The sequence below is a fragment of the Burkholderia sp. Ac-20353 genome, assembly GCF_017104785.1.
In the GTDB taxonomy this organism is placed as follows: domain Bacteria; phylum Pseudomonadota; class Gammaproteobacteria; order Burkholderiales; family Burkholderiaceae; genus Burkholderia.
This window is the reverse complement of sequence record NZ_JAAGPL010000105.1, coordinates 16,215-30,191: the sequence shown is the minus strand read 5'-3', so window position 1 is coordinate 30,191 and position 13,977 is coordinate 16,215. Positions and strand designations below refer to the sequence as shown.

Genomic DNA, 13,977 nt, shown 5'->3' with positions numbered 1-13,977 from the left:
CGCGGCGACGGCGAGCGGCCCGTCCGGCGTCGCGGCCGAGCCCACGAGCGCCGTGCGCACGGCGGGCGACAGCGATGCATAGCCGAGCTGGCGGACCGGCGAATGGCCGCTGTCGAGGTCGAGCGTGTCGACGTACTGCCGCCATTGCTCGGACGTCATCTGCGGCGCGAGGCTGAGCGCGCCGCGCGCGCCTTCGAGCACGACGACGCCGGCCTGCAGCTCGTGGCGCAGCATCGCCGTCACGTGCGCGGTACGGCGTTCGAAGCGTGTCTGGACGGCGTTCTGCCATTGCTCGCGCACGAGCAGCGCGACGCCGAGCGACAGCGCGGCGCCGGCAGCAAGCGCAACGACGCCGGCCGCGAGCGGCTGGCGTAACATGGTCTGAAAGCGCGACGGCACGAAGGCGTCACGCGTTGGGGTTCCGCTGGCGGTCATTTGCAGGCCACTCTGTCTTCTCGAGGTCGCCGTTGGCACGCGGGCGGCTCAGGAATATCGGGCGCGGCTCGCGCCCGACGCGTGGTGGTGTGGTTTACAAGTCGAAATTGTGCGCGTGTTGCACCTTTAATGTAAATGGGGTCGGCTGAAAATGCAGCGAATGACGGTAAGGAGCAGCGGCGTTGGCCGTGCTTGATTCGCGTCAACCGCAGCGCGGGCGTGTGGGGCCAGACTGATCGGGAGGCCGGCAGGGTACATGCGTGAGTCCGTGACGGGCACGCACGGGCGACGGGCCGGCTGGCGGATAAGGACAGGATGTTCGATGGGAGGTGCGGACCATGTACAAGCGGATTTTCGTTGCGCTCGACGACAGCTCCAGTGCGCGTCTGGCGCTGGATGAAGCGATCCGGATCGCGGCGGCCTCAGGCGGCACGATCACGTGTGCGCATGTCGTCGAGCACAAGCAGCAGCTCGTCGATGTCGATGCAGGCTTCGCGGATACGCGGGATATCGAACCGTCGTCGGCGGATGCGGTCACGCACGCGCTCGACGACGCAAAGGCGGCGCTCGCCGCACATCGCATCGAAGGGACGGTGCGTGCGCTCGACGCGTATGGCGAGGACATCGCGGCGGTGCTGATGCGCACCGCGGCCGAGGCCGGCGCGGACCTGATCGTGATGGGGACGAGCGGGCGGCACGGCTTGCGGCGGCTGCTGGTCGGCAGCGTCGCGGAATCGCTGCTGCGCGCGGCCGACCGTCCGGTGCTGATGGTACGGCACAGCGAAAAAACCGTGACGCCGGCCGCTGCCGCGCCGGGCGCGTAGCGCCGGCAGCAGTACAAGCGCCGCGCATCGGGGGCGCCGCCAGGTTCGGTGCATCGGGGGCGCCGCGCCGGGTTCGGCGCACCGGGCGCGCTGATCGAGTTCGCCGGTTATTTGCCGGCGGGCCGGTGCGGGTTGCGCTCGTCGCATCCGGTTGCGGTGCGCCTGCCGGTATTGCGGCACGCGCGGCCGTCGGCGCGTGCGTTGCGCGCCAGTCCGAATCCAGTCCGACTCTCTTCGACCCGTACCGCGTGCCTGACGCACGCGCGCGCGACGCCACACGATGCCTTGCACGAAGCTTGCATTGCGCCGCGCACTTCTGGCAGCATCCGCCGGATAGCCCCGTTTACCTCATCGCCGGGCGCGCAACGGATCGACGCGCGCCGGGGCCGGCGTGCATGGAGCGCAGCAGATGACAATATCGACAAAAGGACTGCGACTGGCCGAGGTCTGGTTTCAGCGCGCGCTGTGGATCATCGCGATGGTGTTCGCCGGTTTCCTGATCGGGCTCGGCGGGCTGATCGTCGGCGACTTGCCGCGCGTCGAGCAGACGCCGGACCGCGACACGTTCATCGACCAGCAGGCGGCCGCGCCGTTGCGCGCAACCCTCGCGAAGCTGGCGGCCGGGCAGACCGCGAACCGCGATGCCACCGAGCAGGCGACGCTGTTGCTGACGGCCGCAGAGCAGGACACGCAGCAGGCGCGCGAAGCCTTTCGCGCGGTGATCGCGAGCCGCCACGCGACCGAGCGCGCCGAACAGGATCCGGCCGTGATCGCGCACGCTCATGCACTCGAGGCGGCGACGCAGCGCGAGCGCGACGCACAGGCGCGCATCGGCACGCTGAAGCAGGCCGCGCAGGCGCTCGACCGTCAGGAGGGGGCGACGCGGCAGGCGCTTGGCGAACTCGAAGCGCAGGCGGACAGCCGGCTCGAAGCGGCGCAGCGCCAGCAGGAACTGCGCGTGTTCGGCATCCGGCTGCTGTTCACGGTGCCGCTGCTGCTGATCGCCGGCTGGCTGTTCGCGAAGAAGCGCGGCGGCCGCTACTGGCCATTCGTGTGGGGCTTCATCTTCTTCGCGCTGTTCGCGTTCTTCGTCGAGCTTGTGCCGTATCTGCCGAGCTACGGCGGATACGTGCGCTACATTGTCGGCATCGTGCTGACGGTCGCGGTCGGGCAATACGCGATTCGCGCGCTGTCGCGCTATCTCGAGCAGAAGCGTCGCGAGGAACAGCAGCCGGACCTGTCGCGGCGCGAGGCGCTCGACTTCGTGACCGCGTATGCGCGCATCGCAAAGAAGGTGTGCCCCGGCTGCGAACGGCCGCTCGATACCACCGACCCGAACGCGAATTTCTGCCCGCACTGCGGGATCTGCGCGTTCAACGCGTGCGCACGATGCGACACGCGCAAGAATGCGTTCAGCCGGTTCTGTCCGGCGTGCGGCACGTCTGCCGACACGGCGGTGCCGCCGACGCCGGCCGCTTGATGCGGGCGAACGGGGGCGAAGGGGGGCGGCGCCACTCGCGCAGCCCGCGAGCCCGCGGGAAAACAGGGCTGCGTGCCGCCGCACGGCGCGCAGAGCACATGCCGTGCCGCGCGGCATTCATCAAACCCGTTTAGAATGCCGGACATGCTGTCCCGCTGCGCCAGTGTCGCGGCAAACGTTGCAGCGCCGGTCGACGGTGGCCCCGCCGGCATGGTCTGCCTGTCCTCCAGGAGCGCCGCCGTGTGGCATTTTCCCGTCGCGATTCCCTCGTCGCTCGGCCCGTGGGCCGTGTTTGCGAGCGTGCTGATCACGCAGCTCGGCGTGCCCGTGCCGGCCGTGCCGATGCTGATTCTCGGCGGCACGATGGCGGCGATGGGGCAGGCGTCCTATGCGAGCATGTTCGCGGCGGCCGTCGGCGCGACGATGATCGCCGATTCGCTGTGGTTCTTCATGGGCCGCACGCGCGGCCGCCGGCTGATCAATGCGCTCGTGCGCTTCTCTCTGTCGCTCGATACGACGCTGCGCTTCGCGCGTAATGTGTTCGAAAGACACGGTGCGCCGCTCCTCGTGCTCGCGAAATTCCTGCCGGGGCTCGGCCTCGTGTCGGCGCCGCTGCTCGGCACGACCGCGATCGGAGTCGGCGTGTTCCTGCTGTGGGACCTGGCCGGCGCGTCGCTGTGGGCCGCGTTCTGGCTCGTCGGCGGCGCGGCGATTCACGATCAGATCGTCCAGCTCGTGCTGTGGGTGCGCGCGAGCGGCGGCACGATTCTCGACGCGTTCCTCGCGATCTTCATCACGTTCCTGCTGTATCGCTGGGTGCGCCGCATCCAGTTCCGCCGCTGGCTCGCGCAAGTGCGCATCTCGCCGCCGCAGCTCGTCGAGATGATGACGTCCGACGAGCCGCCGCTGATCTTCGACGCACGGCCGCGCGCAATACGCGAGCGCGAGCCGTACCGGATCGCCGGCGCGGTGCCGGTCGATCTCGATTCGCCGGACCTGCTCGATCCGGAAGTGATGAAGCGGCCGATCGTCGTCTATTGCGTGTGCCCGAACGAAGCGACCGCGAAGCGCATCGTCGCGAAGATGCAGCGCAAGAAGATGGTCCACAACATCAAGGCGCTCAAGGGCGGCCTCGACGCGTGGGAGAAGCACGGCTATCCGGTCGAGCCGATTCCGGCCGATCTCGACGCGTCGCGCTATTTCGTGCGGCCCGAGCACGCCGCCGCGGAAGGCGAATACACGGTGCGCGCGACGCTGTCGAAGTGATGCAGGGTGGCTGTTGCTGACCGGGAAGTGTCCAAATGGCGCAATGTCGCCTTGTCGTTCTCAAGCATCGAGACTGCAGGCGCGTCCGTGCCACGATCAGGCGTCGTATCCTTCGATGATGAAAAAACGGCCATGTGATGCGCCAAGCCGGATCGGCACATTAGACCAACAACGTAAGCTTTCAAAGGAGACTCGCAGGAGTGGTGCTGCGAGCGAGTCTAAGCGGACGTAGTGCCGCCAATGACCGCGGCCGATCAATATCGGAATTTCGTCGGGAAGACATCTGAGATGCCGCCTCGTGACGACGGAATCAGGTTCGGCCTGATCGAAATGCCCGGAATGACACCGAAAGGCTATCTTGCAGGAATGGCCCTTGCCTTGGGTAATCTGAAATCAGCCATCTTCTTCGGTGCGATTCTGTCGCAAGCATTTGACTTGAGCATCATGCTGCTTATCGGCGGAAGTGGATAGGGTATTTTTGTGCGCCATAGGCACATTAATATTCCTCTACAATTCAACACAATTTCAATTGACGGCTCGTGCTAAGGTCTCCACTTCTGGAAATTTGTTGAAGATGTGAGCATCGGCATATGAGAATCAAAAAAATGAATGTCTGCAATGCGGCTATCCGCAAGCTGGAAGAGGCCGATGTTGAAGCGCTGGTTTCAATCTGGTATCGCTCTATCTGTATCGCACACGATTTTCTTGAGAAAGAACGTTTGCGCGAATTGCGTCAGAAAATGCCCGAATATCTCGTGGTTGGTGACGATGACACGTGGGTTGCGTGTATCGATGGTCAGCCTGTCGGCTTCGCCATCATGGACACGAAGGGCGGTGATTGCGACACCGAGGAGGAGGATGATGACGACCACAGCCAGTTCGGTGCTGCGATACAGGTCATGATCGAAACCCTGATGGGTGATCTGCCTTCGATCGGTGCGCTATTTGTCGATCCGGACATGCAAGGCAAAGGCGTCGGCCGGGCTCTGATTGAGCACGTTTTGGAAATGCAAGGGAAAGTGTATCTCGAGGCGTATTCCAACAACGCTGCTGCCGTTGATTTTTACAAGCACCTTGGGTTCAAGGAGGTGTTCCGCGATATCGATGACGAATTTCCTCAGTACAAGGAGTTCGAATATATCGGTTTGTACCTGTCTGTTGACGATTATCGAGAGAGAAATTCGGGCGAAAAGTCTTGAATCGATGAGATAGTCTTGAAAGGCGGCGTGTTCGCGCAATGTTGTCGCGCGAACCCTCTACAGGATGACGTCAATGGCTTCGATTCAACGCATGTACACCGCGCACGGTGCTACGTCGCTCTTCGTGTTGCTTTGGAGTGTGGCAGCGAAGGCAAGATGTGCGGAGCGTCGCAAGGCTCTTGCCCGAACGAAGCGACCGTGAAGCGCATCGTCACGACGCCGCCGGTCATTCCGGATTTTTTTCCACAGCGGGCTGGCGCGAATCATCTAATCATTCTTATAATCGCGCCTGCAAATTGCGTGCGCATGATCGCGCACATACGTGGCGCGGCATGCCGTGCCGAAATCGATTGAATTCCCGTCGAACGCAGCGGGGCGCACAGCCGCGCCACGCCTGCCGCGCGGGGATATTCCATGCAGGCCCGATCCGTTTTCCGGATTGTTCCGGAAAATCCGGATAATTCGCAGCGATTCCCATCGGACTGACACAAAATCCGTTTCATTTCCAATCCGGAAATGAGCGGCGGGGATTATTTCGGATTCGGCGGCCGAAATCGGCACAGGCGAGCCGCGCGCTGACATCGACACAATGACGGCGGCCTTCCAGGCCGCCAGGAGACGCATGTGAAAAAAGAAGAAGACCAGCTGCACCGCGGGCTGGAAGAGCGACACATCAACCTGATGGCGCTCGGCGCGACAATCGGCGTGGGCCTGTTCCTCGGCTCGGCAACCGCGATCCGCACGGCCGGCCCCGCGATCCTGCTGACCTATCTGCTGGGCGGCATCGTGATTTTCCTGATCATGCGCGCGCTCGGCGAGATGGCGATCACCAACCCGGTCGCGGGCGCGTTCAGCCGCTATGCGCGCGACTACCTCGGCCCGCTCGCGGGTTACCTCACCGGCTGGACCTACTGGTTCGTGTGGATCGTCACCTGCATGGCGGAGATCACCGCGGTCGGCGTCTACATGCACATGTGGTTCCCGGGCGTGCCGAACTGGATCTGGGCGCTGGCCGCACTCACCGCGATGGGCGCGGTGAACTTCATCGCGGTCAAGCTGTACGGCGAGTTCGAGTTCTGGTTCGCGCTGATCAAGATCGTCACGATCGTGCTGATGATCGTCGGCGGCGGCCTGATGATCACGCTCGGCCTCGGCAACGGCGGCGTCGCGACCGGCATCTCGAACCTGTGGTCGCACGGTGGCTTCATGCCGAACGGCTTTACCGGCGTGATCGGCGCGCTGCCGATCGTGATGTTCGCGTACCTCGGCGTCGAGATGCTCGGCCTGACGGCGGGCGAGGCGCGCAATCCCGAGAAATCGCTGACGAAGGCCGTGAACTCGGTGTTCTGGCGTGTGCTGATCTTCTACATCGGCGCGCTGTTCGTCGTGATGTCGCTGTATCCGTGGGACCAGATCGGCACGCAGGGCAGCCCGTTCGTAATGACGTTCTCGCGGCTCGGCATCCCGGCCGCCGCCGGCATCATCAACTTCGTCGTGTTGACCGCCGCGCTGTCGTCGTGCAACAGCGGCCTGTTCAGCACCGCGCGGATGCTCTACAACCTCGCGCAGCAGGGCCAGGCGCCGCGCATGCTCGGCCGCGTGAACCGCAGCGGCGTGCCCGTATATGGCGTGCTCGTGTCGGCCGCGCTGCTGCTGATCGGCGTGCTGCTCAACTATCTCGCACCGCAGCGCGTGTTCACGTGGCTCACGTCGGTGTCGACGTTCGGTGCGATCTGGACCTGGTGCGTGATCCTGATCGCACAGCAGCGCTTCCGCCGCACGCTGTCGGCCGACCAGATCGCACGCCTGCCGATCCGCGTGCCGTTCTATCCGTTCGGCTCGTACTTCGCGCTCGCGTTTCTCGCGTTCGTCGTCGTGCTGATGGCGTTCACGCCCGATACGCGCGTCGCGCTCGTGATCGGGCCGGTGTGGATCGTGCTGCTCGGCTTCGCGTACCTGCTGTTCTACGCGAACCGCCCGGTGGCGTCGGTCTCGACGAAGTCCTGAGCATCCGTTGCCGTGCGCGCCGTCGTTCGTGGCCGCGCACGGCCGGCATGCGGCTCGGCATCCGACTCGACACACGGCTCGGCATGCGGTTCGGCACCCGTCAAGCGGTCGTGCCGCTTGATCTCGATCATGCACGTCCGGGCCGGACGATCTATGCTGACGGCATCGCTTGTCCGCGCTTCGCGCGGCCGCTGCCGATGCCCGCGACCGCGACCGCGCGCGGCGGCATGACCCGCCGCGCCGCTGCCGTGCGAAGCCCCGGCGTCGTCCCGGTGGGACGGCGCGCCAGAACGGAGGCCGTCGCCATGCAGCCCGCCCAATCCAGTCCGCCGATCTCCAGGATCGCGCTTGCCGTCGATCCGACACCCGAATCGCTGCTCGCCGCCCAGTACGTGCACACGTTGCTGCGGCCCGACATGCAGTTGCGGATCGTCAGCGTGATCGACAATCCGCGCCTGATGCTGCCCGATATCCCGAGAATCGACGCGCTGCTCACGTCTGCGCGCGACGAACTGATGGGCGATGCCCAGGCCGTGCTGGACCGCATCGTGCCGTCGTTCGCGGACACCGGCGCCCAGGTCGAAGCGGGCATCCTCGATGCGTCGGTGGCGGGCGGCACGGTCGCCGATACGCTGGCGTGGGATACGGCCGCCTGGCAGGCCGACGTGCTCGTTGTCGGCGCGAACCGGCATCACGGGCTGCTGCGGCTCGTCGAGGGTGCGGTATCGGACCAGCTGATGCGGCGCGCGCGCTGCGCGCTGCTGATCGTGCCGGCGAGCTATCAGCGCGACAACCATGCGCCGCCCCAGCGGATGATGTTCGCGGTCGACGGCAGCGAGCCGTCGCTGCGCGCGGTGCAGGTCGGGATGGAACTCGCGACGCCGACGACGCTGCTGTATGCCGCGTACGTCGTCGACCGCGCGATCCGGCTCACTGACATCGTCCCGGTGCGCGCGCTCGAGGATGCATACCGCGCGGAGGGCGAGGAGGCGCTCGCCAAGGTTGCGGCGCTGTTCCACCGGTGTGCGAATCCGACCAAGCGCGGCATCGTCGAAACCCATCCGACGAGCGACGACGTCGCGCATGCGCTGATGCGCGAGGCCGTGCATTGGCGCGCGGAGTTGCTGGTCGTCGGCACGCACGGCCGGCGCGGTCTGGCGGCGCTGCTGATCGGCAGCGTCGCGCGGCGGGTCGCGCATCTCGCAGAGGTGCCGGTGCTGCTCGTGCGCAGCGAGGAATGACCTCCGCGGCCGGCGAGCGGCCGGCCGTCTACGTGCCGCTGCCGGCAACGGCGCTTGATCTGCGTCAAAAAGCACACATCGTGCGGCGTGAGAAGCTGACGGTCCGCTTACCGTGGTGCGCCGTCGTTCGGGAGCAGGCGATGAAAACCGACAGGCAGGTGAAGCAGGACGTCGAAGACGAACTCGCATGGGATCCCGCGATCGACGCGACCCGGATCGGCGTCGAGGTCGAGGATCGGGTCGTGACGCTGTCCGGCCATCCGTCGAGCTTTGCGGAGAAGGTCGCGGCCGAGCACGCCGCGCATCGCGTGTCGGGCGTGAAGGCCGTCGTCGTCGACCTGGACGTGCACCTGCCGCACGATGAGCGCCACACCGACGAGGACGTCGCGAAGGCCGTGCGCGTGGTGCTGCACTGGACCGACGGCCTGCGCGACGAAACGATCCACGTGCAGGTCGAGAAGGGCTGGGTCACGCTGACGGGCCAGGTCGACTGGGGTTACCAGCGGCAGCGGGCGCTGCGCGCGGTGACGCAGATGCGCGGGATCACCGGCGTGTCGGATCAGCTCGAAGTGGGGGGCGACGTCGCCGCCAACGACATCGGCACGAAGATTCGCCAGGCGATGCAGCGCCACGCGGAGCGCGAGGCGAGCCATATCGAAGTCGTCGTGCGCGACGGCACGGTGACGCTGAACGGCAAGGTCGACTCGTACGCGGAGCGCGAGGTCGCGCGCGGTGCAGCGTGGTCGGCGCCCGGCGTGCGGATGGTCGTCGACAACCTGGTGGTCGAATAGCCGGCCACCATCATGAACTCTCTGGCACGAGGGTAGGCAGTCGTCAGGCTGCCTTGGAGGACGGGCGGGGTGGTTGCACCCCGCCCGCTTTCCTGGCCCCGTGCTGTTGCTACTCCTCGTATCCCGCCGGCGTTCAGGTTGCGCACGCAGGGCGGGCAAGGCGGCGCTGGCGCACGCCGTGCCGCGCGTGGATGTGATGGCGAACGGTTTCGAGCGGACAGTTCCGGCATGGCGAAAAGCGCCGCCCGCGATTCACGCGCGGGCGCCCGCCGCGTGCCACCCGGCGGGGCACCGCGGGAGCGGGCGCGGTGGACAGTATCTGCTGGCGCAACGCCACCGCGAAGCGGTGCAGCGCGGCGACGGATCCGGCAATGCTCTGATATTTCTCGCGGCCGATCTGCCCGTCGAGCGTGACGAGCAGCCCGGCCTGGCGCGCGAGTGCAAGTAGCGCGTCCAGGTCGTCGCGGGCCGCCGCGTCGGCCGCATGCGCCGGTTCGGTTGCCGCGTGCGTCTGGCGGGACGTGCGGCGTTTGCCGTCGTCGTTCGGAAAGGTGCCATATGACATGAGTGGTCTCCTGCGCCCGACCCGCGTGCCGGCTCCGTGGCCGGCTGGGCGATGCCAAGCATGAACGGTGTGTCCATGGGATCAGTATCGTGTGGGGAATGCGCGCTTCCAATCAGCGCACACTGAAGTCGGCGTCAGGAAATCCGACGTCGCATAGGAATTTCCTGACACGCGCGCGGCCGGAAAGCCGCCGCAGCGAGGCGCAGCGGGGTTTTGCGGCGTGTTGTGGCCGCGATCGATGTTTACCCGATCGGGGTTTTGGAGTCGATGCGCGAGGCCGCGTTACGCGTCGTTTGAGCGCGTTGGATGCATGCGCCGCAATGTTCCGTTCAGTGCTTTCCGCTGTCGAAAGCAGGCGATCACCATCAGACATTTATCAACGAACGATACACAGCGCAAGTTCCTTGACGGAGCGTTTCGTCCAGTCTAAGTTGTGCTCTACGCCGACCGCAATCGCATGTCCATCACGTGCATGCGCGTCGGCGCCGCGCTTCAGGGGAAGCGTGTCCTTTCATCGAATAACTCATGCGGCACGAGTCCGCATGCTTCAGATTGCTGTCGATCCGTGTTCGGATCACGACGCCCGATTTTCGTCGGGCGCCGCCTGCACCGCGGGCGGTTGTTGATGCAGCGCAAGGGCGCAACGGCGCATTGCACGCCGCTTCGTCCACGAGTCGTTACGCTACGAATACACCCACCTTAGTTTGCTTCGACAGTAAGGAGTCCGTCGATGTCTCAGGACAATTTGTTCGAGTCGCTGAAGGAAATCGCCACGCAGCGCTCGATCGGCGCAGACCAGCTGCGCCAGATGATCGATGACGAGGTGCGCGCGCTGTCGTCGGAGGCGCGCGTGCACGACTACATCCACGTGTTCGCGATCCGGCATCTTCGCGAACGGATGCGCCATCTCGACGACGAGGCGGCCAGCGATACGCCTGGTCACCCGGACGACACCCCCGTCGTCCATGCGCGCCATCGTTTATGACGGCCGTTCGCCGCATCTGACGCTGCGCGAACTGCCCGACCCGTCGCCCGGCACGGGGCAGATCCTGATCGATGTCCATGCGTGCGGCGTCTGTCGCACGGATCTGCACGTCGCCGACGGCGACCTGAAGGCGCCGAAGCGCCCGGTGATTCCCGGGCACGAGATCGTCGGCACGGTCGCGTCGCTCGGGCAGGGCGTGACCGGCTTCACGGTCGGCGAACGCGTCGGCGTGCCGTGGCTCGGCCATACGTGTGGCCATTGCGCTTACTGCATGGCCGGCCGCGAGAACCTGTGCGATACGCCCGGCTTTACCGGCTATACGATCGACGGCGGCTATGCGGAGCGCACGGTCGCCGACGCGCGCTATTGCCTGCGGCTGCCGGCCGGCTATGACGACGTGCATGCGGCACCGCTGCTGTGCGCGGGGCTGATCGGTCATCGCACGCTCGTGCTCGCTGGCGACGCGCAGCGCATCGGCCTGTACGGCTTCGGCGCGGCCGCGCACATCGTCGCGCAGGTCGCGCGGCATCAGGGGCGCCGCGTGTACGCGTTCACCCGGCCGGGCGATACTGTCGCGCAGCAGCTCGCGCTGCGGCTCGGCGCATGCTGGGCGGGCGGCAGCGATACCCGCGCGCCCGAGCCGCTCGATGCGGCGCTGATCTTTGCGCCGGTCGGCGCGCTCGTGCCCGCCGCGCTCGCCGCAGTCGCGAAGGGCGGCTGCGTCGTCTGCGGCGGCATCCACATGTCGGATATCCCGTCGTTCCCGTATGCGTTGCTGTGGGAAGAGCGCCGGCTTCTGTCGGTCGCGAACCTGACGCGCGCCGACGGCGAAGCGTTCATGGCGCTGGCCGCGCAGGTGCCGATCGACATCGAAGCGACCTGTTATCCGCTCGCCGACGCGAACCGGGCGCTCGACGACCTGCGGGCGGGGCGCCTGTCGGGCGCGGCGGTGCTGACGATGCCTTGACGGGCGCGGCTGCGCCGGTCTCCAACATCCCCGTGCGCGGTCGCACCGGTCGCAACATCCACGGGCGCGGCCACCCAGGCTCCCAACCTCCCGCCATACGGCCTTCGCGCTGCGTTCGCGACCACCCGTCGGCCGGACGACCGGCCGATATTCACCGTTTTAGTGCAACAACCCTCAAGTAAACGCCGAACCCGCCGTTTACCCGGTGAATCCGTCCACCGGGCGTTCGCGCTCCCTAACAGAGTCGTTGCCATGCTTTCGTCCATTCGCGCTCGCATTCTTGCCGCGTGTGTCGCCATCGTCGTCTTTGCGCTGGTCGCCACGACATTGATCAACTATTTCATCGCCCGGTCGTACAACAACGACGCGATCGACCGGAACCTCACGTCCGTCGCGAGCGGCCACGTGGTCGGCATCGGCGACTGGGTCGCGACAAAAAGCCGGATGATCGCGTCGCTGCAGGACGCGGCGCTGTCGCCCGATCCGGTTCCGGTGTTCAAGCAGATGGCCGCGGCCGGCGGCTTCACGAACGTGTACGCGGGCTACGCGGACAAGGTGTTCCACTTCTCCGACCCGACCGGCATCCCGCCCGACTACGATCCGACCGGCCGCCCGTGGTACCGGCAGGCCGCCCAGGCCGGCAAGCCCGTCGTCACGCCGCCGTACGTGGACGCGGGCACCGGCAACCTGGTCGTCACGTTCGCGGTGCCGATCGTGCGCGACGGGGCGGTCAAGGCCGTCGTCGCCGCGGACGTCGCGATGGACAGCGTGATCGCAAACGTGAAATCGATCCACCCGACGCCGGCCAGCTTCGGGATGTTGATCGACAGCAACGGCCACGTCGTTGCGCATCCGGATCCGAAACTGACGCTCAAGCCGGTCGCGGACGTGTCGCCGGACCTCGCCGGCATCGCGCCCGCGTCGATCGCAAGCGCGAGCGCGCCGGTCGAGGTGCGCGTTGGTGGCGATGCGAAGCTGGTCCGCGCGCAGCCGGTGCCGGGCACCGACTGGTATGCACTCGTCGCGCTCGACAAGACCGACGCGACCGCGGGGATGCGCTCGCTGCTGACCGCGTCGCTCGTGACGCTCGTCGTGATCGTCGGGATCGCGTCGCTGATCATCGGTGCAATCACCGCAACGGCGTTCCGCCGCCTGTCGCTGGTCCGTCAGGCGATGGCGGCGATCGGTTCGGGCTCGGGCGACCTGACGCAGCGGCTGCCCGCCGACGGCAGCGACGAAGTCGCGGATATCGCGCGCTCGTTCAACAGTTTCGTCGACAAGCTGCATGACGTGATGCGCCAGATCCGCGACGCGAGCGAATCGGTGCGCACGGCCGCCAACGAGATCGCGGCCGGCAACCAGGACCTGTCGTCGCGCACCGAGTCGGCGGCGGCGAGCCTCGAGGAAACCGCCGCATCGATGGAAGAGATCACCGCGACGGTCGGGCAGTCGGCCGCTGCCGCTGGCCAGGCCGACGAGCGCGCGGCGGCCGCGTCGAAGATCGCGTCGCACGGCGGCGCGGTCGTGTCGGACGTGGTCGCGACGATGGCGCGCATCGAGGAGGCGTCGGGCCGGATCGGCGACATCATCGGCGTGATCGACGGCATCGCATTCCAGACCAACATCCTCGCGCTGAACGCGGCCGTCGAAGCGGCGCGCGCGGGCGAGCAGGGCCGCGGTTTCGCGGTCGTCGCGCAGGAAGTGCGCAGCCTCGCGCAACGCAGCGCACAGGCCGCGCGCGAAGTGAAGGCGCTCGTCGAATCGACGGTCGCGAGCGTCGAGGCCGGATCGGGGCAGGTGCGTCAGGCGGGCGAGACGATGCGCGAGATCGTCACGAACGTCGCGAACGTGACGACGATCATCTCCGAGATCACGCACGCGGCGAACGAGCAGACCCGCGGCATCCAGGAAGTCAATCGCGCGGTCACGCAGCTCGACGAGATGGTGCAGCAGAACGCGGCACTCGTCGAACAGTCGGCTGCCGCTGCGACCGCGCTGCAGACGCAGGCGCACGCGCTCGCGTCGACGGTCGGTCAGTTCACGGTCGCCTAACGAAATCGCATGAAGCGCGGCGTGCACGGAGATCGTGCAGCCGCCGCGCGACGATATCCTTGCCGACCCCGCTTTCGCCGGCGATCGGCACGCTGGCGCGGGGCGGCGCCAGTTTCCCGATCCGGTCGGGCAGCGCGCAGATATAGAAAATTCCAATACGCTGCG

Annotated in this window: 12 protein-coding genes and 3 pseudogenes; 12 read left to right on the top strand and 3 right to left on the bottom strand. The window is 66.6% G+C overall.

Annotation, left to right across the window (positions count from 1 at the left end; translation table 11 throughout):
- Positions 1 to 435: pseudogene (locus G3N94_RS25890) on the bottom strand (hypothetical protein); the annotation flags it as partial.
- A gap of 338 nt (positions 436 to 773) precedes the next feature.
- On the opposite strand from G3N94_RS25890, the gene G3N94_RS25885 reads away from it, so the two are divergent.
- From G3N94_RS25885 to G3N94_RS25845, 9 genes are all read left to right on the top strand, one after another.
- The gene (locus G3N94_RS25885; RefSeq protein WP_205795391.1) at positions 774 to 1,259 is read left to right on the top strand and encodes a universal stress protein; all 486 of its coding nucleotides are present in this window, start codon (positions 774 to 776) and stop codon (positions 1,257 to 1,259) included.
- A gap of 409 nt (positions 1,260 to 1,668) precedes the next feature.
- A complete protein-coding gene (locus G3N94_RS25880) occupies positions 1,669 to 2,739 on the top strand; it encodes a zinc ribbon domain-containing protein (protein ID WP_205795390.1) in 1,071 nt (356 codons plus the stop codon).
- Between the two features lie 240 nt (positions 2,740 to 2,979).
- Positions 2,980 to 4,005 carry a VTT domain-containing protein gene (locus tag G3N94_RS25875; RefSeq protein ID WP_205795389.1) on the top strand — a complete coding sequence of 342 codons (1,026 nt, stop codon included), beginning with the start codon at positions 2,980 to 2,982 and terminating at the stop codon, positions 4,003 to 4,005.
- A gap of 240 nt (positions 4,006 to 4,245) precedes the next feature.
- Positions 4,246 to 4,476 (top strand): hypothetical protein, encoded by a 231-nt coding sequence (locus tag G3N94_RS25870; protein WP_205795388.1) that lies wholly within the window; start codon positions 4,246 to 4,248, stop codon positions 4,474 to 4,476.
- A 119-nt stretch (positions 4,477 to 4,595) separates the two neighbouring features.
- A complete protein-coding gene (locus tag G3N94_RS25865; protein ID WP_205795387.1) occupies positions 4,596 to 5,204 on the top strand; it encodes a GNAT family N-acetyltransferase in 609 nt (202 codons plus the stop codon).
- Between the two features lie 15 nt (positions 5,205 to 5,219).
- Complete coding sequence (locus G3N94_RS25860; protein WP_205795386.1) at positions 5,220 to 5,558, top strand: hypothetical protein; 339 nt, start codon at positions 5,220 to 5,222, stop codon at positions 5,556 to 5,558.
- Positions 5,559 to 5,828: 270 nt separating this feature from the next.
- Entirely contained in the window at positions 5,829 to 7,211 is a 1,383-nt protein-coding gene (locus G3N94_RS25855) for an amino acid permease (protein ID WP_205795385.1), read from the top strand.
- 305 nt (positions 7,212 to 7,516) lie between these two features.
- On the top strand, positions 7,517 to 8,452 hold the full coding sequence (locus G3N94_RS25850) for a universal stress protein (RefSeq protein WP_205795384.1): 936 nt from the start codon (positions 7,517 to 7,519) through the stop codon (positions 8,450 to 8,452).
- A 140-nt stretch (positions 8,453 to 8,592) separates the two neighbouring features.
- On the top strand, positions 8,593 to 9,243 hold the full coding sequence (locus G3N94_RS25845) for a BON domain-containing protein (RefSeq protein WP_205795392.1): 651 nt from the start codon (positions 8,593 to 8,595) through the stop codon (positions 9,241 to 9,243).
- Positions 9,244 to 9,556: 313 nt separating this feature from the next.
- On the opposite strand, the pseudogene G3N94_RS25840 reads toward G3N94_RS25845, so the two are convergent.
- Positions 9,557 to 9,808 (bottom strand): annotated as a pseudogene (locus tag G3N94_RS25840) (hypothetical protein); the annotation flags it as partial.
- Between the two features lie 730 nt (positions 9,809 to 10,538).
- Between G3N94_RS25840 and G3N94_RS25835 the strand changes: the two are divergent.
- The 3 genes from G3N94_RS25835 (at position 10,539) to G3N94_RS25825 (ending at position 13,812) form a co-directional block, all read left to right on the top strand.
- Complete coding sequence (locus G3N94_RS25835; RefSeq protein ID WP_205795383.1) at positions 10,539 to 10,793, top strand: DUF3562 domain-containing protein; 255 nt, start codon at positions 10,539 to 10,541, stop codon at positions 10,791 to 10,793.
- A complete protein-coding gene (locus tag G3N94_RS25830) occupies positions 10,774 to 11,760 on the top strand; it encodes a zinc-dependent alcohol dehydrogenase family protein (protein WP_205795382.1) in 987 nt (328 codons plus the stop codon). The genes G3N94_RS25835 and G3N94_RS25830 overlap by 20 nt, the downstream gene beginning before the upstream one ends.
- A 252-nt stretch (positions 11,761 to 12,012) precedes the next feature.
- Positions 12,013 to 13,812, top strand: a complete 1,800-nt coding sequence (locus G3N94_RS25825; RefSeq protein WP_205795381.1) for a methyl-accepting chemotaxis protein — start codon at positions 12,013 to 12,015, stop codon at positions 13,810 to 13,812.
- Between the two features lie 16 nt (positions 13,813 to 13,828).
- Here the strand turns inward: G3N94_RS25825 and G3N94_RS42585 are convergent.
- A pseudogene (locus G3N94_RS42585) lies at positions 13,829 to 13,936 on the bottom strand (sigma 54-interacting transcriptional regulator); the annotation flags it as partial.
- Between the last annotated feature and the right edge of the window lie 41 nt (positions 13,937 to 13,977).